The 17,927-nt window shown below is 68.1% G+C and carries 26 protein-coding genes, 1 tRNA gene and 6 other RNA genes; 16 read left to right on the top strand and 17 right to left on the bottom strand.

From position 1 onward, the window contains the following. From AB0B02_RS02950 to AB0B02_RS02870, 17 genes are all read right to left on the bottom strand, one after another. Positions 1-501, bottom strand: coding sequence for a hypothetical protein (locus AB0B02_RS02950; RefSeq protein ID WP_357295246.1), 501 nt, complete (start codon positions 499-501; stop codon positions 1-3). Positions 502-504: 3 nt separating this feature from the next. Further along, the gene (locus tag AB0B02_RS02945) at positions 505-924 is read right to left on the bottom strand and encodes a DUF5403 family protein (protein WP_357295240.1); all 420 of its coding nucleotides are present in this window, start codon (positions 922-924) and stop codon (positions 505-507) included. After that, positions 917-1,261 (bottom strand): phage head-tail adapter protein, encoded by a 345-nt coding sequence (locus AB0B02_RS02940; protein ID WP_357295236.1) that lies wholly within the window; start codon positions 1,259-1,261, stop codon positions 917-919. The genes AB0B02_RS02945 and AB0B02_RS02940 overlap by 8 nt, the downstream gene beginning before the upstream one ends. Beyond that, positions 1,258-1,722: a hypothetical protein gene (locus AB0B02_RS02935; protein WP_357295230.1), complete on the bottom strand. Its 465-nt coding sequence runs from the start codon at positions 1,720-1,722 to the stop codon at positions 1,258-1,260. The genes AB0B02_RS02940 and AB0B02_RS02935 overlap by 4 nt, the downstream gene beginning before the upstream one ends. 69 nt (positions 1,723-1,791) lie before the next feature. Further along, on the bottom strand, positions 1,792-2,832 hold the full coding sequence (locus tag AB0B02_RS02930) for a hypothetical protein (RefSeq protein WP_357295227.1): 1,041 nt from the start codon (positions 2,830-2,832) through the stop codon (positions 1,792-1,794). 68 nt (positions 2,833-2,900) lie between these two features. Further along, positions 2,901-3,422 carry a hypothetical protein gene (locus AB0B02_RS02925; protein WP_357295221.1) on the bottom strand — a complete coding sequence of 174 codons (522 nt, stop codon included), beginning with the start codon at positions 3,420-3,422 and terminating at the stop codon, positions 2,901-2,903. Between the two features lie 6 nt (positions 3,423-3,428). Next, positions 3,429-4,463: a hypothetical protein gene (locus AB0B02_RS02920; RefSeq protein ID WP_357295215.1), complete on the bottom strand. Its 1,035-nt coding sequence runs from the start codon at positions 4,461-4,463 to the stop codon at positions 3,429-3,431. Continuing rightward, on the bottom strand, positions 4,460-5,911 hold the full coding sequence (locus AB0B02_RS02915; RefSeq protein ID WP_357295208.1) for a phage portal protein: 1,452 nt from the start codon (positions 5,909-5,911) through the stop codon (positions 4,460-4,462). The genes AB0B02_RS02920 and AB0B02_RS02915 overlap by 4 nt, the downstream gene beginning before the upstream one ends. A 12-nt stretch (positions 5,912-5,923) precedes the next feature. Next, entirely contained in the window at positions 5,924-7,603 is a 1,680-nt protein-coding gene (locus AB0B02_RS02910; RefSeq protein WP_357295198.1) for a terminase, read from the bottom strand. A gap of 21 nt (positions 7,604-7,624) precedes the next feature. After that, positions 7,625-7,924, bottom strand: coding sequence for a hypothetical protein (locus AB0B02_RS02905; protein ID WP_357295193.1), 300 nt, complete (start codon positions 7,922-7,924; stop codon positions 7,625-7,627). 23 nt (positions 7,925-7,947) lie between these two features. Further along, a complete protein-coding gene (locus tag AB0B02_RS02900; RefSeq protein WP_357295188.1) occupies positions 7,948-8,829 on the bottom strand; it encodes a hypothetical protein in 882 nt (293 codons plus the stop codon). 10 nt (positions 8,830-8,839) lie between these two features. Continuing rightward, positions 8,840-9,274 carry a hypothetical protein gene (locus tag AB0B02_RS02895; RefSeq protein ID WP_357295182.1) on the bottom strand — a complete coding sequence of 145 codons (435 nt, stop codon included), beginning with the start codon at positions 9,272-9,274 and terminating at the stop codon, positions 8,840-8,842. Between the two features lie 15 nt (positions 9,275-9,289). Further along, positions 9,290-10,078: a hypothetical protein gene (locus tag AB0B02_RS02890; RefSeq protein ID WP_357295176.1), complete on the bottom strand. Its 789-nt coding sequence runs from the start codon at positions 10,076-10,078 to the stop codon at positions 9,290-9,292. Between the two features lie 60 nt (positions 10,079-10,138). Further along, positions 10,139-10,212, bottom strand: a tRNA-Ile gene (locus tag AB0B02_RS02885). Positions 10,213-10,220: 8 nt separating this feature from the next. Then, on the bottom strand, positions 10,221-10,346 hold the full coding sequence (locus AB0B02_RS02880; RefSeq protein WP_357295168.1) for a hypothetical protein: 126 nt from the start codon (positions 10,344-10,346) through the stop codon (positions 10,221-10,223). Then, positions 10,346-10,852 (bottom strand): hypothetical protein, encoded by a 507-nt coding sequence (locus tag AB0B02_RS02875; RefSeq protein WP_357295164.1) that lies wholly within the window; start codon positions 10,850-10,852, stop codon positions 10,346-10,348. Before AB0B02_RS02875 ends, AB0B02_RS02880 begins: the two co-directional genes overlap by 1 nt. Positions 10,853-10,983: 131 nt before the next feature. Next, positions 10,984-11,166 carry a hypothetical protein gene (locus tag AB0B02_RS02870; protein ID WP_357295158.1) on the bottom strand — a complete coding sequence of 61 codons (183 nt, stop codon included), beginning with the start codon at positions 11,164-11,166 and terminating at the stop codon, positions 10,984-10,986. Between the two features lie 2,081 nt (positions 11,167-13,247). Between AB0B02_RS02870 and AB0B02_RS02865 the strand changes: the two genes are divergently transcribed. From AB0B02_RS02865 to AB0B02_RS02790, 16 genes are all read left to right on the top strand, one after another. Beyond that, on the top strand, positions 13,248-13,529 hold the full coding sequence (locus AB0B02_RS02865; protein ID WP_357295154.1) for a hypothetical protein: 282 nt from the start codon (positions 13,248-13,250) through the stop codon (positions 13,527-13,529). A 2-nt stretch (positions 13,530-13,531) separates the two neighbouring features. Next, positions 13,532-13,598, top strand: an RNA gene (locus AB0B02_RS02860) — hammerhead ribozyme type II. Between the two features lie 21 nt (positions 13,599-13,619). Then, complete coding sequence (locus AB0B02_RS02855; protein ID WP_357295148.1) at positions 13,620-14,228, top strand: hypothetical protein; 609 nt, start codon at positions 13,620-13,622, stop codon at positions 14,226-14,228. Positions 14,229-14,246: 18 nt separating this feature from the next. After that, positions 14,247-14,308: hammerhead ribozyme type II (locus AB0B02_RS02850), an RNA gene on the top strand. A gap of 48 nt (positions 14,309-14,356) precedes the next feature. Continuing rightward, positions 14,357-14,536: a hypothetical protein gene (locus tag AB0B02_RS02845; RefSeq protein WP_357295143.1), complete on the top strand. Its 180-nt coding sequence runs from the start codon at positions 14,357-14,359 to the stop codon at positions 14,534-14,536. 2 nt (positions 14,537-14,538) lie between these two features. Continuing rightward, an RNA gene (locus AB0B02_RS02840) (hammerhead ribozyme type II) lies at positions 14,539-14,605 on the top strand. Positions 14,606-14,645: 40 nt separating this feature from the next. Beyond that, on the top strand, positions 14,646-15,038 hold the full coding sequence (locus AB0B02_RS02835) for a hypothetical protein (protein ID WP_357295136.1): 393 nt from the start codon (positions 14,646-14,648) through the stop codon (positions 15,036-15,038). After that, entirely contained in the window at positions 15,035-15,298 is a 264-nt protein-coding gene (locus tag AB0B02_RS02830) for a hypothetical protein (protein WP_357295131.1), read from the top strand. The genes AB0B02_RS02835 and AB0B02_RS02830 overlap by 4 nt, the downstream gene beginning before the upstream one ends. A 2-nt stretch (positions 15,299-15,300) precedes the next feature. Beyond that, an RNA gene (locus AB0B02_RS02825) (hammerhead ribozyme type II) lies at positions 15,301-15,366 on the top strand. Positions 15,367-15,397: 31 nt separating this feature from the next. Further along, positions 15,398-15,802, top strand: coding sequence for a hypothetical protein (locus AB0B02_RS02820; RefSeq protein ID WP_357295128.1), 405 nt, complete (start codon positions 15,398-15,400; stop codon positions 15,800-15,802). 2 nt (positions 15,803-15,804) lie between these two features. Continuing rightward, an RNA gene (locus AB0B02_RS02815) (hammerhead ribozyme type II) lies at positions 15,805-15,869 on the top strand. Positions 15,870-15,881: 12 nt separating this feature from the next. After that, positions 15,882-16,163, top strand: a complete 282-nt coding sequence (locus AB0B02_RS02810; RefSeq protein ID WP_357295124.1) for a hypothetical protein — start codon at positions 15,882-15,884, stop codon at positions 16,161-16,163. 15 nt (positions 16,164-16,178) lie between these two features. Continuing rightward, positions 16,179-16,245, top strand: an RNA gene (locus AB0B02_RS02805) — hammerhead ribozyme type II. 23 nt (positions 16,246-16,268) lie between these two features. Continuing rightward, positions 16,269-16,538: a hypothetical protein gene (locus AB0B02_RS02800; protein ID WP_357295116.1), complete on the top strand. Its 270-nt coding sequence runs from the start codon at positions 16,269-16,271 to the stop codon at positions 16,536-16,538. A gap of 2 nt (positions 16,539-16,540) precedes the next feature. Then, a complete protein-coding gene (locus tag AB0B02_RS02795) occupies positions 16,541-16,870 on the top strand; it encodes a hypothetical protein (protein WP_357295113.1) in 330 nt (109 codons plus the stop codon). Positions 16,871-16,940: 70 nt separating this feature from the next. After that, positions 16,941-17,924, top strand: a complete 984-nt coding sequence (locus AB0B02_RS02790) for a hypothetical protein (protein WP_357295109.1) — start codon at positions 16,941-16,943, stop codon at positions 17,922-17,924. Positions 17,925-17,927 lie beyond the last annotated feature (3 nt).

The raw sequence follows: 17,927 nt of genomic DNA, 5'->3' as shown, positions 1-17,927 counted from the left end.
TTATGGGGTGAGCGGGTACGGGTTGGTGCGCGACTTGCGAATCGCGATGAAGAACTGGGTCTCGTAGCGCCACACCCCAGTGGGTAGGTCGGCGTACTGAACGGGCCCAGTCGCGGTCGCCCAGTCCGTGGCCCGCCTGGGTGCCGACGTCATCTGGACCTTGGTGAGATGCCCCTTGCCGGGGATGACCCGCTGCGCCTTGACGGCGTCGCGCAGGACCACCCGGACCGCCTCGCCCAGCAGGGCTGCATCGGTGTCGCCGTCGGGGTCCTGGGCGAAGGTGTGCACGGTGACGTCGGCGGCGTCGGTGAAGCGGGGGTCGCCGGACCACACGCCGAACTGCGGCATGCGGCGCGGCAAGACCAGCGGGAAGGTCTGCTTCGGCGAGATGAGGGACTTGACCTGCACGCCGGGCAGGCCGGCGCGGAGGATGTCCAGCAGGATGTCCTCAACCGGCGACAGCTCAACGAGCGCCAGAACCTCGGGGGGCAGTCCGGCCACGGCTTACCTCCGCTTCTTGGTCTTGACGGTGAAGAACTTGCCGGTCTTCGGGTCGCGCCTCGGCTTGGGCCGGGTCTCGCGCCTGGTCTTCCGGCCCTTCCTCGGGATGCCGGTGGCGTTGGCGAGGATGTGCAGGCCCTCCATCTCGCCCCATACCTCTCCGGTCTCGGGGTCGATGTAGCCGGCGCGGCCGAACTCGATGGACAGGGCGGCCTTCTCGCCGCGCTCGTCGGACAGCACGAGGTAGCGGTCGATGCGCCCCTCGTCGACCTCGATTGCCGCGTGCCCGTCCTGTCGGTGCAGGACCAGGTCGGCGTCAGCCTTGGCCTTCATCGCGAAGACCAGCTCGTCGAGGTAGTCCTGGACTCCGTCGAGCTTGGCCATCCGACGTTCGAGCCCCTTGTAGAGGACGACGTCAGCCATCAGGCCGCTCGCGGATGTCGATCGACCAGTGCCGGGTGTGGCGGGTCCCGTGGTGGTAGGCCGGCGGTGTGACGACGTCCCAGAGGATGCCGCGCCACTCGACGCGGGACCACAGGTTGACGTTCGGCAGATCGGCGTCGACCAGCATGCGGGTGACATTGATCTGCGCCTGGCCGGGCACCTCGGCGCGGGCCGAGCGCTGCGGGATCATGATGGCCCGGACCCGATAGGGCTCGGACGTCATGTCGACGATGTGCTGCTCGTTGCCACGCGAATCGGTGACCAGCTCGGTGGGCCATACCTTGACGATCTGGCCACGCCGTCGCTGCAGACTCACCAGGGCTCCTCGTCGGAGGAGAACATCTGGATGGGCTCGTTGGAGCCGGCGTCGGGGACCAGGCCCTCGAACCGCCTGGGTCGCGTGCCCCAGGCCGAGATGGGCGCGGAGTAGATGCCGCGCTTCGAGCCGGCCAGGCCGGCGAGCATCTTCTGCTCGGCGACGGTGAAGTGCACGCTGCCGGCTTCGGAGCCGACTTGCGGCGCGCGGTCACTCCAGCCGAGCGTCTCGTCCCCGGCGCGGGACTGGTTGTAGCCCTGCGGGTTGTCCATGTACCGCTTGCAGGCCCGCAGAACCACGGTCTTCACCAGACGGGGCGCGGCATCGTCAGCCCAGTCCTTGCCGTAGTAGCGGGCCAGCTCGGAGGCGTCGTCCAGCGAGCTGCGGGCGATGCGCTCCTCATCGGCGTCCAGCTCCCAGTCCAGCCGGTCCTTCAGTTCGTCGAGGGTGGCGTAGGCCATGGGTGCTCCTTCCGCGCGCAAGGGAGCGGACCGCCCCGCAGGGCAGCCCGCTCACACTTGCACGTCAGGTCACTTGGACAGGCCGGTGATGTTCGCCAGCTCGGTGTCGTAGGCCACCGTGAACTTCGGGTTGACCGAGGTCCGGCCGGCGACCGGGTCCGGCAGCGAGTCCGTGCCGTTGAGCTTCAGTTTGATCGCCCGCACGAAGTGGTTGTTCTGCGAGACGAACGCCTGGCCCTGGGCGTCGGTGCCGACCAGCGGGTCGTCCACGTACTGGAAGCCCTTGTACAGGTTGAAGATCGACCGGTCCTGGAACCGGGTCGAGTCGTAGTCGCGGATCCAGCGGATCGCCACGCCGTTGTGCGAGGCGGTCGCGCCGAACGGCACGGACTGCGGCACGGACGGAGCGCCGGTCAGGAAGATGAACGCGGAGTCCACCATCGCGATGGCGGTGTCGCCCGGCAGCTCGCGCGCCACCACGAAGTTGAAGCCGTACCGCTGGCCGATGGTGGCGTTCCGCAGCGCGGACACCGCCTCGGCCTCGCCGACGTTGCTGGCGAGGTTCAGCTTCTCATCGGTGAGGAGCGCGGTCTCCCAGTCGGTGCCGATGAGGATGGTCCGCCGGGCGCTCGGCAGGCGCAGGTCGTTCATCACCTGGCGGGCCCGGATCAGGCCCAGCCGCAGGTCGGTGTCTTCGATGCCGAGCGTCACCTCGAACGGGGCGTCCTTGGCCGCCTTGGTGGCCTGGTACTCCAGACCGCGACCGAGCGCCTCGGTCTGCTTGGTGGCCAGCTTGGCCCAGCCGCCCAGGTCCATCTCGTTCTGCTCGTCGGTCAGCTTGACCGCCGAGTACAGGTCGCCGCCGAACGAGACCGAGACCTTGCGCTCGGTGTACTCGTCGAACTGGACCTCCTGCGTCCGGTCCGCCCGCCAGCCGTAGCTGCGGTACGGCAGGACGCCCTCGACGACCACGTTGACGGTGTCGTCCTTCGCGCCCCGGAACTTGTCGATGCCCTCGCGCCGGAACACGGCCGGAACGACGAGCTGCTCCTCCAGAGCGACCGCCGCAGTCGCGACGATCTTCTCGGGCTTGACTACCTGGTGCACCACTGTGTCTGCCCTCCAGGGCTACGAAGAAGCCCCGAGCTGGTGAGACTCGGGGCTTGGGGAGTACGGGGTCAGTAGCGGGAGGCCCGCGCCTTGCGGGCTTCCTTGATGGGGTCGAACGCGTCCTCGTCGTCGGAGGGGTCCAACCCGCCTCGCAGGTCTCCCGCCTGGGGGACCACCGCGAACTTCTGGAGCCGCTTGGCGTGCGCCGCCAGCTCCTCCTTGGTGCTGCCCTGCAGAACCTCGGCCAGCTCCTTCGGCAGACCGTGCTCGTCGGCAACGTCGCGAACGAGGAGCTGGCGCTCCAGGGTCGCGTTGGCCTCGCGCAGCTCCTTGGTGGCGGACTCGAAGTCCTCGGGCGTCTTCGCCTCGGAGAGCTTCTTCTCGACCTCGCGGAGCCGCGTGCGGTAGTTCGCTGCCTCGGCGTTGGCCTTGGTCAGCTTCTCCCGAGCCCACTTGGGCAGCTCGTCGTCCTTGTCGTCCTCGGCCTCGGGCGTCTCCGGGGTCTCGGGCTCCTCGGCCGGCTTGTCGGCCGGCGGGGTTTCCGGGGTCTCGGGGGTCTCGGGGGTCTCGGGCTTCTCGTCGTCGGGCATGAGTGGTTACGCCTCCTGGGCTCGGGATCGGCTCGCCTCCTGGGCGAGTTGCTGTTCCTGGCGGATGAAGCGCCGCCACGCGGAGAGGGCCGCCTTGCCGGACAGGCCCTCGGTGACCTCTGGCCACTGCTTCGCGTAGCGCCGGTTCAGCTCGTAGAGCGGGCTGGTGTCGCGCTGGCCCTCGTAGACGGGCTCGGCGTAGCAGTGGCAGTTGTCGTGGTACCGGTCGCCGTCGCTGTACTCCGCAGCCCGCTTGGAGCTGTAGAGGTCGCCCTTGCGGACGAAGCCACGGCTGATCAACATGGCGCACCAGCCACACGGGGTGCCGGTGCGCGAGAGGCGGACCCAGCCGATAACTCGGGGGTCGCGCTGAGCGTTGTTCCAGATGGTGCCGCGAGCGCCGTCCATGACGATCCGCTCTGCGGCGGACGCCTGACGCAGACCGGCTTCCTTGTGGGCCTGCTCGCGGGCTGCGTCGACCTCCTTGGCCGGCGCGTCGGTGCCGATCTTGTCGACCTTGGCGGCGAGGTTGTCGGGACCCAGGGCTTCGAGGTCGATGCGGGCTTCCTGCTCGGCCAGGCGCTCCAGGCGCTCAGCCTCCGCAGTGGAGCCTCCGTTCAACTTCTCGACCGGGATCCGGTCCTCGGCGGGAGCGTCGCCGGCCTCCACTGGCTCCGGGCGCTCACCGCCCTCCAGGGGCTGTTCGGCACCGGCCAGCGAGTTGAACTCGCGACGCAGCATGGCGAGGCTGACGACGGCCGGCTCAGGCTTCCTGGGGTCCGGTACGGTCCTGCCGGTACGCAGAGCCCGGACGAGCCGGTAGTAGGCGGTCGCCAGCGCGCGGGCCTGACCACGGCGACGCATGATCAGGCGGACGGCTTGGTTGAGCCATGCGCCAGCGGCTCGGGCTGTCGCGGTCGGGGGCATGCCGGCCCAGATGTCGAGGGCGTCTTCCAGGGTCGCCGCGCCGAGCTGGGCGAGCGCTACGTGGAAGGCGACCGAGACCTTGTCGGCTTCGGCCGCCCTCTCCTCTGGCGTCACGTGGCGACCACCGCCGCCTCAGTGGTGGTGCGCGGGTCGTCCGGCGAGGATCGGCGCAGCCGGCTGGCGATGGCCAGGTCGGCGCTCTCCTCCTCGTACAGGCGGTTCCACTCGTCCAGCTCGGTCTTCTTGACGTCCGGCACGCGGGCCCACAGGCCGCGCCTCGGGATGCCGAGCTGGTCAGCAAGCTTGCCCAGGCCGTCGGCGGACTGCGCGAGCGACTTCAGCTCCATGTCGCGCCAGATGACCTCGACCTCGTAGTCGCTGAGCGAGGTCTCGTCCAGCTCGCCCTCCATCGCGCCAGCGAGGGTGTCGACGCGCTCCCAGCTCTCGCCGAACGAGGTGCGGAACTCCTCGACCATGCGCGAAAGCGCGGTCTCAGCGGCCAGCAGAGCCTCGGCCGAGAGGTTGGCGATCTGGCCCAGCAGGTGGTGCGGCGGGGTCTGCGAGATGGCGCTGAGGTGGCGGATCGACATGTCGATGGACTCGATGAACCCGCCCAGCGGGGTCTCGTCCAGGCTGCCGAACTTGACCTGCTCGTCCTCGGCGAAGAGGAAGCGCTTGGCGTTGTGGTTGATCGGCAGCGGCTTGGGGTTGCCGTTGTCGTCGAGGACCGGCTCGCCGGCTTGCGGGTGCGGGCTGCCGTCGGGGAGCAGCTCGGGGTGGCGCTCCAGCGGGGGAGCCATGCCGGTAACCCAGCGGACCTTGGTGGAGGCGTAGGTCTGTGCCACCAGCAGATCGAAGATGGTCTGGTTGATCCGGTTCTGCACGGGGATCATGGGCTCGACGACGCCGTACGTCCGACCCTCCAGGTCGACGTAGGCCGCGAACCGCGTGACCGGGCACTCGGGCGCTCCGTGCCGGACGCCCTTGCTGACGCGGATACTCTTCTCATCGCTGTACGACTTGAAGGTCACCTCGTACTTGAAGGTGCCGTCCCACATGGTCGCCTTGCCGAGGTCGTCGTCCTTGGGCTTGCGCACCACGGTGAGCGCGACGACCGGCGTAATGTCGTTGGCAGGATCCTCGAACAGGGCCGCCGTCCGCATCGGACTCAGGCCCCGGGTGACCACGCCCTTGGCGATCCGCTCGGTGACGGTGAAGCTGTGGCCGTACGTGACCGCACCCCGGTGCACGGCGATCTGCCGAGCGGCGAGGCGTGAGCGCTGCCAGTGCTTCGAGCCGGCGGCCTTGTCGGCCTTAGCCGGGTCCCCGCCGGGCCGGCGGAAGGTGTCGACGTACAGGGCCTGCGTGGGCGTCTTCACCAGCAGGGGCATCCAGTTGGACACCGCCCGCTTGGCGAGGAGCTTGTACTCCTCGTCTGCCCCCTCGGGCATGTACGGGTCGTCGTGCTCGCCCTGCACGTAGTCGTCGATGCGCTGCAGCCGGTCCTCGTCCTTGTCGAGGATGCCGAGGAGCTGCCTGGCGTAGCGAGCCTGGTCGCTCACACTATCACATCCTTACATCCAATAGGACCGGCCGGTCTTCGGCTTGGTCTTGCGACCGCGCGTACGCAGGTCGTGAAGGGCCTCGTGGGCGAGCATCAGGGCGGCGTAGGCGTCGACCTTGCGGTTCTCGCTGGCCTTCTGGAAGCTGACGCCGTACGGGGTGTTGCGGCGGTGCGCGTTGAGCACGTGGCGCTTGAGCGTCAGGTCGCCGTCGTGGTGCAGCTTGCCGTTGAAGATCGACGACATCAGCCGCTCATGGGCCTGGGTGTTGCGCTTCTGCGAGCCGCGCATGTCCCAGCCGATCGGCGAGCGTTCGGTGGCCTTCGCGCCCAGCCCTTCGCCGTACGCCTCGGACCAGTCGGTGATGTACGACTCCCAGAGCGCCACGTCGGCGTAGAAGGCCCGGACGTTGAAGACCCGGAACATCTCGTGGACGGCCGAGTCGACCGCGTGCCGAGGTACTTCCCAGTTCTCGCCCTGCGGGCCGTCCGGCTTCTCCCAGATGCCGAGGGTGAAGGCGACCATGTCCTTGACTCGGATGACCACCAGGGCGGTCGCGTCGTCGGTCTTGCCGCCGTCGAATCCGGCCACGATGTCGTCGCCCGGCTGCAGGGTCGCGCCCTCGACTTCGAGGGGAATCCACTGCTCGGGGCCGTAGAGGGCGTCCTCGTCGGCGATGACCTGGTTGAGCCACATCCGTCGAGAGCGCGCCACCGTCAGGGTGGTGTTCTGGATCGACTTGATGATGGTCTCGACCCGAAGCCAGATCGCGTCGCCCCGGATCTTCGGCAGGACGATCTGCAGGGCTTCCTCGGTCAGCGGGGTCTTCGGGTGCGCCTCGATCGAGTCGTACAGGAAGCCGACGTCGACCGCCCTGCCTTCGAGGATCTTGTTGTAGGCGTCGCGCATGCGCTCGGCCACGGAATCCTCGCCGGGCAGGTAGGCGTTGGTGATCGCCAAGTACCGCGAGTCCTTCTTCGTCGCGTTACCGTCGATCGTCTCGTACATCTTGTGCCCGTTATTGCCCAATACCCAGTGATGCGTCTCGTTTAGAAGGGTGAACGTAGTTCGCTTACCTTCGAGCGCCCGGTACGAGCTGGTAACCGCTTCAAGTCGCTGCCTGCCGCCGTTGGCCCGGATGAGCCGAGCGCCGGCCTTGACGCGGTAGGTCTTCATGAAGTGGTCCGACATCAGCGACGGGATCATGCCCATCGTGTTGTCTGTCTGCGACTGGTTGACCGCGCTGACCTGCACCCACGCCTGCGGGTGCGGCTTGCCGACCGGGTCGCCGACTCGGCGGGCCTGGCCGCGCTTGACGTCGTCCCCCTTGGCCCAGTGGGCGAACCGGGAGGGGCCGACGAACTCGACGAGGCAGAGCACCGCGAGCAGCGGGTCCTTGCCCCATCCCTTCATTCGCTGCAGCACGCCGGTCCGGTAGATGAAGCGACCGTTCTCGTCGACCGCGTACCACCACAGGACGAAGCGGAGCTGCTCGGCGGTGAACCGCCAGGGGCCGCCGCCTTCGGCGAGCAGATACTCGGAGCACCAGCCGGCGATCTGCCAGCCGATCGTGCGCTCGGGAAGCTTCCAGCGGCCGAGGGGATCGCGCAGCCAGGTGGGGCCCAGGTAGGCGGGCTCCAGGGCGTCGATCTCCTCGGGGGTGAGAGCGGGGGTCGCGGTAGCGGCTGTCAACTCTCACCCCCGGGTGATGGTTCAGACGCCCAGGTGGAGCATCCTCACGGTGCTGGTGTTCGCGGCGACGACGGCGTAGATCAGGTCGGTGCTCGTCAGGTCGAGCGTCATCGACGCGGCCGGGTCGAGCGCGTAGCCGTAGCTGCTCGACGTGACCCCGGGGCCGCCCAGCAGGACGGTCTCGGAGCCGGCGTTGGTCAGCACGACGGACCGGGCGGTCTCGTTCTTGCTGGTGTACGGCTGACGGTTGGCGTCGTTGACGCCGGCCAGCAGGCTGGTGGCGGTCGTGCCGACCGTCTTGGTGGAGTGGGCGACTGCCACGTCCGTTACCTCCGGAGGATCGGTCAGGCGGCGTGCGCCGCGAGGATCTCGCGGTAGGCGGCGGCCTCGGGGCTGTCGGCGGTGAGGCTGTACTCGGCCCAGTTGTTCCAGTAGGCGACGTAGTCGACGTCGTCCTGCTGGCCGAGCCAGGCGATGTGGTCGCGGATGGCCTGGGCGCGGCCCTCACCGGTCTTGTCCGAGCTGATGCGGCGGATGCCGTACTCGGGAACCAGGAGACGTACGCCCGGGTAGGCGGCGCGAATCTTCGCGAAGGCCAGGCCGAACATTTTGTCCGGGCCCCAGTAGGCGGTCGCGGCGGCCTCGTTCTGGTAGGCGTCGACACCGAAGTGCGTCATGCCCGGGTAGCCCCAGTCGGTCGGGCTGCCGCCCTTCTCGTCGAGCCAGTAGCGCGTGACGATCGGGCCGTGCCCGAGCACCAGCGCCCTGTTCTTGTGGCTGTTGACGATCTGCGTGACCCGGGCCGCCGTGAGCTTGTGGGCCGACGGCGTCACGTCGCCCATGGGCTCGTGGTACCAGGTCAGGTAGATCGGCCGGGTCAGGAGGTCCAGCCAGCTCGGGAGCTGCTCGACGTCGTCCTTCCAGGACACGTGCATGACGGCCTGGGGCGCGGCGACGAACTTGGCGCAGTTCATGGCCGGCAGCTCGGGTAGCGAGTCGGTGTCCGAGCCGTCCTTGCCGAACTCCCGCATCACCCCCAGTCCGGGGTAGTCCTTGACGAGCTGGGCGGTCTTCGCCGGCTCGGTCGACATGCCGACCAGCAGCTTCGGGGCCTCCAGCGTCAGCCTCTGCACCGTGGTGGAGGCGACCCCGTTGTCGAGCTGCAGGCTGAGCTTGATCGACTGACCACGCTTGATGGCGGTCGAACGAATGGTGGTACCCGGCACGGGCGCTCCTTCAGTTGGCGGCATCGAGGAGGTGCTGGTAGTCCTCGATGGCGTAGACCGCCGCCGGCTTCTGCTCCTCCTCGGGCTCGCTCAGCTCAATGCGAGCGCGCCGCCGGTCCCCCTCGGTGACGAGGAGGTTGCCGAGCGAGGAGTAGATGACCTGAGCCATCTGCGAGGAGCGCTTGGAGGACCGTTTGAAGTGCGACAGGTCGTCGCAGAGGCTGTAGAGGACCGCCCAGTCGGACTGCTGGTAGAAGTCCGTTTGCCCGGACTCCTTGACGGAGTCCCAGAGCTTCTGGGCGATGGGGTGCCAGTTGCGGTCCGCGTTCGGCACCTTGGTGGGGCGGGCTTCGCCCTTGGTGACCGACTGGACGTCGCCACCCTTCCGCTCACGCGGACGAGCCAGGTCGTCCTCGCGGTTCGGGATGGGGCCGCGAACGCCCATGTCGGTCACCTCCTGTCAGCGGGAGAACGTGATGTCGTCGAGGCCGAGCTGGCCGGCGCTGGCACCGGACGAGATGTTGAAGCTCGCCTGGCCGGCGGTGTTGATGAACAGCACGGTGGCGATGTTCGAGCCGGTGGTGCGAACGCTGATCTTCTTGGTCTTGGTCAGCGGCCGAAGACCCGTCGGCACGGTGAAGAGAGTGGAGCCGGCCGATGTGTTGGCCGGGATCTCGATCGAGCCGCACAGCCGGGTGATGTCCGGGTATTCGCCTCGCGCTCCGGGCGACTCGTAGGGGTCGCCGGAGGCGGTGATGCCGGAACCCAGCGTCAGCGCCTGGTAGGCGGTCGGCTTGAGGTTCGGGGCGTCGATGCCGAAGGGGGCTACCAGGTAGCCCGGCATCGTCGCGTGGCCGGTGCCGTAGACGCCCGCGATGGTCGTCCGCAGAGCGGGGTCCGCTGGGTTGGTCGAGACCTCCCAGACCAGCTTCTTCGAGCGACCCTGGCCGGCAGACTCGTGCACCTCGTAGACCCGATGGGCGACGCGCTGGTCGGTCGACGCGGCGTTGCGCAGCTCGTTGTTGCCGTTCCACCAGGTGATCTTCAGGGCGGCCCCGCCGCCGGGGTTGCCGGCGAAGAACTGAATCTGGTCGACGTTCGAGTCGGCCTGCGAGTAGGCAACCGTGGCGCGGTACCAGGTGGTGGTCGCGTTGAGGTTGACCACCTGGACGCTGGTCGCCGGCAAGCCGAGGCCGGAGCCCCCGGTCCCGCCGGTCCCCGGCTTCACGGGAAGGGTGATGCGGGCCATGGGGGCTCCTTGGTGCTCATGAAGAAACCCGGCCCCACGAGGGGAACCGGGTGGTGTATGTCGAGGACGCCTGGACTCGAACCAGGGACATCGGGGTTATGAGCCCCGCGCTCTACCAACTGAACTACGCCTCGGGGGAGGGCTACAGGTACTGGCCCACCGGGTGTTCGTGGTCGTCTTCGGGCACCTCCTGAAGCTGCTCCTCGGGCTTGCCGAAGTCCAGCTCCAGGAGGTGCCCGAAGACCAGCAGGCGGATGGACAGCGTCATCAGTTCCAGATCACGTCGCGCATGCTCGGCCCTCCTTCGATCGGCCAGCCGTGGACGAACGCCAGGTCGCCGAGGTCGCCGGGGCTGACGTCGTAGCACTCGGTCGCGGGGAAGGCGTCGTAGCCGACGTGCTTCCAGGCGTAGTCGATGAGCTGCGAGCAGAACAGCGTCTCGGGGTTCTCGATGCGCCGCCGGGCCCAGCGCGGCTTGAAGCCGAACTGGCTGAGGCCCAGAGCGACCACGTCGAGGAAGCCGTACGGCGTCCCGAGGATCTCCTTGGCGATGTCGGCGATCTTGTCGCGCTCACCGTCGAGCAGCGGTGCGATCACGATGACGTCGCCCGGCTGGACGAAGCCGTACTCACAGCCGGTCGGGTTGGCCTCGATGCACGAGCCGTGCTCGTCGAGGATCAGCCGGATGTGGTTGTAGCGGGATCGGGTCACGACCCGAATCAGCCGGCCGATCAGGCCACCTGTTCGCACGAGGGCGATGTCGCCAGCCTGCACGGGGGTACCTCCAACTGAGTGCGGACGTCAGATGGGCCCCTGTCCCGGGAGAGGGGGCAGGACAGGGGCCCGGAGAAGGGGGCGACGCCCGCACCTTCTCGCGCTCAACGGGGTGGTGCCCGGAGCGCTGATCACAGGAGGCCGGGGTGGGTCTCCGTGCGCTTGAACTTCTTGCTGGTCCGGCGGATCGCAGCGGCTCGCGCCGCCGCACCCTCTGCACCGGACTTCTTGTCGTGGTGCCACTCGCACAGTGCTCGCAAGTTCGAGCGGCTGTGGTCGTTGCCGGGAATGATGTGATCGACGTCGACCGCCATCTCCTTGCACCGCACGCCGTAGTCGTTACGGTGCTCGCACTGCTTGCCGGCGTCCCGCAGGACGGCTCGGCGGATTGCATCCCAGTTCGGGGGGAGCTGGGCTCGTCGGTCGCTGTTCTGCCAACCGGGCACTCCAGCTCCCCCCTCGTGGATGTGTGACGGTCCCGGCCGCGTATGCCCGGAGACGTGCGGACCCAGGACCCAGTCTTGGGGAGTCATACTGTGTTACTGGTTAACCGTCTTGCTGCTCAACGGTTGTTCGCCCCTCTGGGGCGTAACCTGTTAGCAGGTGAACGTGTGAGCAGGAGATCGGTGGTTGGCCCCTCTGGGGCCCAACCCGCTCACTGGCTCTCAGCTCGCCGGTTAACTGTTTACGTATATATATCGCCGGCAGCTCAGACCTGGGCAACATGACTGTGGAGTAGGTCACATCAACAAGTTGACGGGCAGCGGCAAGGAGCTGCGCCGGCAAGAGGATGAGGCCCCGAGGGGGCCCACCGACCGGTTGGCCGGGCAGCGGCGAGGGGATGAGGCCCCCCTTGAGGGGGCCATCCACGGGGTAGCCGGCTGACCCAGCGATCCTCTCGGCGATCCGGCGATGGTCTCACTTTCACGCAGCCCGCAGCGCGGTGGTACGGTCACCCTCAGCGCTGGCGACCAGCGGCTCAGTCTCCGTGCCGGCGCGCATACCCCCTCCCAGATCGACTTGGAAACCGTGGCGCGATCTCAGCCGCTAAGACATGGCGGTGCGGCCCCTGACCTGCAAGGGGGCATACCCCCAGGGGGTACGCGGCATACCCTACGGGGGTACCGGGCGAGATACCCCAGGGGGGTACGGGTATATACCCATGGGGGGTATGGGTAGCGGCCACGCGATACCCCACGGGGGTACCTGCTGACGTGATGCTGTGACCCACTCCACACGTGTCCTGGTATGCCTGGATTGCGCAACCGTACGCGCGTCACGTAAAGCCCTCAGAACCACGCTCGCGGCCTAACGCGAGGTCACCGGGGTGATCCCATGCACGACGCGCAGCACACATGCGGAGACGCGAATGTGTCGCCACCTCTTGACCAGCGTGCCGTCGTTGTGTATCACGCGTCGCGCGTTTCCTTCTTCCTCAGCAGGGCAGCCGCTGCACACGTAGCGCAGCCAACCATGCACACTCCGCAACTCATCCTTTCGGTCAGCCGAACGCGGGCCGTTCGGAGGTGCCGGCACGTGATGCTGTGACCTACTGTTGTGTTCAACGCCGAACGGGCCGGGCAGCCGGGCCGGAAGCGCCAGAGGGTCACAGGTTGACAAGCGCAAGCGAGTCGACTAACGTAGCTCTTGCAAGTGGGACGGCGGGGCCGCTTCGGAAGGGCCCTTCTGGGAAGGCGAGTTAGATAGGGCGGGCTGTCGCACAACTGGGCAGCCGAGACCCGAACCCCTCGCGTCGGACCGGGGCAGTTACGGCCGGTTGACCGGGGTTTCGCTCGCGGGGTTCGATTCCCCTCCCACGCGGATCGGCCACGCTGGACGGCAGGACCCAGGCTCACCGCACAGGCGGTCGACCAACACGGGCCCGGCAGGACGGAGGGGCCGGACAGCAGGACTTGCAAGTGTGAGCAGGACCTGATAGGCTCTGCTCACAGCAACACCGCAGGACAGCAACACCAACGAACGGCCCGTGTGCAAGCGCGTGGCGGAAGCGGACCTCTGGGATGCCGGGGGGTAGCGCACGTCGCTCAGGCAGCCGAACGGGTAAACGGCTCGGTCATGAGATCGTGCATGATCCTGCGCCGCACGCTCAGGGGGCATCCCTCCTGTGTGGCACAGGGGATGTCAGTCGCTTTGGACTGATCGGGCCGCTGAGAGGGCTTCGGTCATCAGCCGTCGTTTAACCCTCCAGTACAGCCGAACGGCACAGGGGAGCGGGACGGGAGGCAGTGAACACAGCAGCCCGCTCCCACCAGCAAGAAAGGTCAACATGACCAGCCCGCCCGGGGTCTTCGGACTGCCGGTGTCGGTGTCAGAACCGGAGCGGGCACGTTAGCCGAACACGTGATAGTGTGAGCAAGAGAGAGAGGCGCGCGCCATGACGCAGTGCACCTGGCCCAGCGGTCTGCACAAGTTCTCCCCGAAGGGCGCGTGCACCCGCTGCGGCACGCCCTCCACCCCGCCGGCTCTGCCGGGCACCACCTGCGCCAACGAGACCAACTGCGTCATCGTCCCGTGGTTCTTCCTGTGCATCGATCACGGGGGGTTTGTCAGCCCGACCGACAACAGCGACGAACAGCTCCACCGGGAGTGCAATACCTCCCTGGAGGGCTCGGACTACTGCCTCACTCACGACGCGCTCGTGGCTGAGCGCGACTGACAAGCCGAAACGCCGGGAAACCGGCGTCCGGTCGGGGTGGTTCCCGGCCGCTGATGATGGCAGCCACCACGTGATAGTGAGAGCGGGAGCATGGGCAGCAAGACCATCATGTCCCACGACGAGCGTCTCCGGACGCTCGGGACGAACGTCCGCGCCACGGTCGACCGGATCGTGAGCGTGTGGGGTCGGGCGACCGACGCCGACAAGGAGCGGGGTGCGCTGTGGTACGCCGATGCCGGCGTGATCACGGAAGCCCTGTCCGCCCAGACCGGCTACAGCCGGGAAGCGGTGGCAGCGGTGATCGCTCACCTGTCCCCGCGCACTCGCTGGGCTCGGAACATCGCTGGAGCTACGGCCCTGGTGTATGGCCAGGAACCGGCGGGGTGCATCGGGATGAACGTACAGCGGGCTCGCCGGGCCCTGATGTCTCCCGATCCGCTGGGGACGCTCAACGGGCCGAAGGTGCGCCGGTTTGCCGCGAACATCCTGGGCGACCGGGATGCGGTGACGGTGGACGTCTGGGCTATGCGAGTGGCGTGCGGCGACCGGTTCGACGACCTGGAGCTGATCCTCGGTCGGGTCGGGGTGTATGAGGCGGTTGAGCACGCCTACCAGGTGTCCGCCCGTCGCATCGGATGTGATCCTGTGACCGTGCAGGCCACCACGTGGATTGTCGTCCGCAATGGACGTGCCGGGTAGCATGTGATAGTGTGAGCATGTCGAAACGCCGGGAGGCGTCCGGCGGGGGTGGTGCCCCGTCGCTGACGAGACAGCCAGGTCAGAGCAGATTACCACGTGATGATGTGATCCTGGGGAGAGGAGCGCACGTGAGCAAGGGTGTCACCGCGACCGCACTGGCCTTCGTGTTCGAGGAGGCGCGCGACGAGGTCTGGGCGATCCTGTCGGACCAGCTCGACCCGTGGTCGCTGACCGATGACGAGGTCATCGGCCTGATCGACCAGCACTACCCCGGGGGGTGGCAGCAGTTCCTGCGGGACGGCGAGTGACATGCCGAAACACCCCTCGCGGGGTGTCCGGTCGGGGTGGTTCCCGGCCGCTGACGATGGCAGCCATCTCAGTCAATGTGATCCTGTGACCTTGGAAGGTGGACACACCATGTGGGTTGGAGCTTCGCGCAACGCCATCGCCATCGCCGACGAGCTGGTGGCCAAGGCGGCGACCGGGGGCACGGTGACCCCCAGGCAGGGGGTGCAGTTGCCGACCACCGGCTACGCGGTCGGGCAGCGCGGGATCAAGGGGCAGTTCCACTACTTCGAGATCCTGGACTGGGTCCGGCGTGAGCTGTCCGCCGTGGTCGCCGCCGGCCACTACTTCGGGGTGTGGTTCAACGACGGCACGTACTACCTCGACGTGGTGAAGATCCACAGCGAGCTGGTGCCGGCCTGCCGGGACGCTCACGAGCGGGGCGAGCTGGCGATCTACGACCTGGGTGGCCAGCGCGAGATCCCGGCCGCTGAGTACGTGCTCGCCCAGGGGGTCGAGCTGTGAGCTTCGCCGACCTGCCCCTGTCGACCAAGCCGACGATCACCTGCGAGCACCTGGCAGGGGGATACCGGGTGACGGTGCGCTTCCCGGCGGGAGTCTTCGCCGCCCGTCGGCCGGTGGTCGGTCCGGTTCGCCCGACGATCGCCGTTGCGACGTCGGCGGCGCTGGCAAGGGCGGCCGGGGTGATCGCCGAGATCCTGACGCCGCGCGAGTACCCGAACGTTGACGTCGACCTGGCCTACAACCCCGCGCCGCTGACCTGACAAGCCGAAACCCCCTTACGGGGGTCCACCCCGGGTGGTGCCGGGGTGCTGATGATGGCAAGCCGTCAGATGTGATAGTGTGATCGGAGAGGAAAGCACATGAGCACGATGCTGGTGTACCGGGTGGAGACGTCGAACGGCAAGGGCCCGTACAACGGGTTCAACGCCTGGGACCTGACCATCGCTCAGATGGCGCGACACGGCGAGATGAGCAGCTCGCACGCCAACCCGAAGACCCACCCGACGCCGCAGGCCGACCGCTCCTGGCGGCTCAACCCGAAGTCGCAGGACTTCGGCGACCGCCACCTGTTCGCGTTCGCCAGCCGCGCGGACCTGGTCGCCTGGTTCGGTGGGTGGGGTGTCCACCTGCAGGACTGCGGATACCGGGTCGGCGTGTACCGCGCTCCGGTCGCCGAGGTGATCGCCGGCCGCAACCAGGTCGCGGTGAACCGTGACTACATGGAGCCGGTGCGCCAGTACCCGGCCGGGAAGCTGATCCCCTGACATGCCGAAACGCCCTGCGGGGCGTCCATTCGGGGTGGTTCCCGGGTGCTGACGATGGCAGCCAACGAGAGGTGGAGACATGAGCATCATGCGGGCCCTGATGACCGGCGACCCGGCCGAGCGCGACCGCATCGTGAACCGCGAGACTCTGCGCTACGCGGTGAGCCGGGCGATCACCTGCAGGGCGTCGGGCCGGATCCTGGACGTGCGGACCGCCGTCTACGCGGCCATCAAGCACGGTGGCGAGACGTCCGCCGTCGTGATCGACGGTGAGGTCTGGGACCGCATCCGAGCCGACCTGGAGGTGCTGGCCCTGTCCAAGGGTGCCGAGCTGGAGATCATCGATGGGCGCAAGCTCTGACCACGTGATCCTGTGAGCCGAAACCCCGGGCAACCGGGGTCCGGGTGGGGTGGTGCCCACCCGCTGACGATGGCAGCCATCGCTGAGAGACCGACGAGGGAGACCATGAAGATCAACGGTTACACGGTGTTCGCCGTGCTGCCCAACCTGTACGCCGGGGGCATCGACGGCTACGTCATCGCCGCCCAGGACGAGCGGGGTGCGTGCGTCACGGCGAGGATTCAGGGGCTGGACGCCACCACCTGGGACGCCGGCAACTACTTCGACGGCACCGACGCGCACCGCAACCGCATTCAGGCGCTGCGCGACCTGCCCCGCCGGGCGAGCGTCGCCACCGAGAACATCATGCGCGATCTCGGGGCGGTGGGGGCGTGAAGATGACCCGACGCAAAACCTGGGGCGCTGCCTTCCTGCTGGTCGCCACCTTCTGGACCGGCGTGGCCGGCGGCGTGATGGTGGGGTGCCAGCCGACCGACGACAAGCCGACCCACACGGTGACCGTCCGACCGTCCCCGACGCGGGTGGAGCTGCCGCCGACCCTGGCTGACGCGCTGGGCGGTGCGGACCCGCAGGAGGTGCCGCTCGGCTGGGCCCAGGCGCTGGCCCAGGAGCCGGGACAGGGCGGCCGAGACTGGTCGCTGTGCGACTTCTACCTGGACGGCGACACGCGGGTGGTTTGCCCCGACGGGTACACCTTCTCATCCTGAGACCGCTTGACTGATCACAGCATCACGTGTAACGTTGACCGCAACAGAGACCGACAGTGAGGGGCACAACATGACCGCACAGGGCAAGGCCAACGCCGCGAACATCTCGAAGGCCATCAACAGGGGCATCACCGTCCGCATCCTGCTGGAGCGGGAGGATGCCGAGAAGCTCAAGGGATGGGGCATCAACCGCGAGCCGGGGTTGGTCGCCACCAACCGCAAGACCGGCGTGCTGACGCTGGCCGTACTGGAGGCCGAGACCCGGCTGTCCTCCGGGGCCGGCTACACCCGCCGCCAGGCGCGGGAGTACCGCTTCCGCACCACCGAGGGGTGGACCCTCTGGCACTCCCCGATCCAGACGTTCATCCTCGCGCCGGAGGACGCGCCCGGCATCAAGCGGGCGCACAAGGAGGCGCTGGAGCTGGACAAGAAGCGCGACGGCATCCTGGCCGCCCTGGAGGGCATGACCGGCGAGGAGCTGATCAACGTGCACCGCATGGCCCAGGACGCGAAGGACGTCCGCATGATGCTCCTGGCCGAGAAGGTGATGGAGGTGCGCAACCGAGAGGCCGCCGAGCTGGCCCTCCTGGAGGCGCGCACCGCCGGCTTCCTGGCGCGGCACGCCGGCAAGCCGTTCGAGCAGGCGCTGGAGTCCGACCACGCCGAGGCGCTCCAGCTCGACGAGCAGCGCGACCGCGACCTGGCCAACCTGGCGAAGATGTCCATCAAGGAGCTGGAGACGGCGTACCGGGACGCGGGGGAGTGCGACGACGTCGATGAGCTGCGCCTGGTCGGCGGGGCGCTGGTGATGCGCTACCGGCAGGTCGCCGACGCCGACAAGATGCTCGACCAGCTCCAGAAGTTCCACGAGAGGCACCCCGGCAAGTCGTTCGAGGATGCCCGGGACGCCGACCACGCCGAGGCGCTGGCCGAGGACGCGAGGCGCAGGTCGGACGCCGCCATCGCTGCCGAGGCGACCGTCCAGGCCGTGAACGCGAGCGAGTCGGCCGGCGCTGCACTGAGGCGCTACCCGGTGGTCCCGCCTCGTCGCTGACCT

It is taken from the genome of Micromonospora sp. NPDC049240 (assembly GCF_040647835.1).
Classification (GTDB): domain Bacteria; phylum Actinomycetota; class Actinomycetes; order Mycobacteriales; family Micromonosporaceae; genus Micromonospora.
The sequence above is the reverse complement of the archived record's forward strand: the minus strand, read 5'-3'. Positions and strand labels throughout refer to the sequence as shown.

Bases quoted from the DNA above. Each gene is read 5' to 3' on its own strand.
- AB0B02_RS02945 (WP_357295240.1), bottom strand. From the start codon at position 924: ATGGCTGACGTCGTCCTCTACAAGGGGCTCGAACGTCGGATGGCCAAG.
- AB0B02_RS02935 (WP_357295230.1), bottom strand. From the start codon at position 1,722: ATGGCCTACGCCACCCTCGACGAACTGAAGGACCGGCTGGACTGGGAG.
- AB0B02_RS02925 (WP_357295221.1), bottom strand. From the start codon at position 3,422: ATGCCCGACGACGAGAAGCCCGAGACCCCCGAGACCCCCGAGACCCCG.
- AB0B02_RS02895 (WP_357295182.1), bottom strand. From the start codon at position 9,274: ATGGGCGTTCGCGGCCCCATCCCGAACCGCGAGGACGACCTGGCTCGT.
- AB0B02_RS02890 (WP_357295176.1), bottom strand. From the start codon at position 10,078: ATGGCCCGCATCACCCTTCCCGTGAAGCCGGGGACCGGCGGGACCGGG.
- AB0B02_RS02880 (WP_357295168.1), bottom strand. From the start codon at position 10,346: ATGACGCTGTCCATCCGCCTGCTGGTCTTCGGGCACCTCCTGGAGCTG.
- AB0B02_RS02870 (WP_357295158.1), bottom strand. From the start codon at position 11,166: ATGGCGGTCGACGTCGATCACATCATTCCCGGCAACGACCACAGCCGC.
- AB0B02_RS02865 (WP_357295154.1), top strand. From the start codon at position 13,248: ATGACGCAGTGCACCTGGCCCAGCGGTCTGCACAAGTTCTCCCCGAAG.
- AB0B02_RS02855 (WP_357295148.1), top strand. From the start codon at position 13,620: ATGGGCAGCAAGACCATCATGTCCCACGACGAGCGTCTCCGGACGCTC.
- AB0B02_RS02835 (WP_357295136.1), top strand. From the start codon at position 14,646: ATGTGGGTTGGAGCTTCGCGCAACGCCATCGCCATCGCCGACGAGCTG.
- AB0B02_RS02820 (WP_357295128.1), top strand. From the start codon at position 15,398: ATGAGCACGATGCTGGTGTACCGGGTGGAGACGTCGAACGGCAAGGGC.
- AB0B02_RS02810 (WP_357295124.1), top strand. From the start codon at position 15,882: ATGAGCATCATGCGGGCCCTGATGACCGGCGACCCGGCCGAGCGCGAC.
- AB0B02_RS02800 (WP_357295116.1), top strand. From the start codon at position 16,269: ATGAAGATCAACGGTTACACGGTGTTCGCCGTGCTGCCCAACCTGTAC.
- AB0B02_RS02795 (WP_357295113.1), top strand. From the start codon at position 16,541: ATGACCCGACGCAAAACCTGGGGCGCTGCCTTCCTGCTGGTCGCCACC.
- AB0B02_RS02790 (WP_357295109.1), top strand. From the start codon at position 16,941: ATGACCGCACAGGGCAAGGCCAACGCCGCGAACATCTCGAAGGCCATC.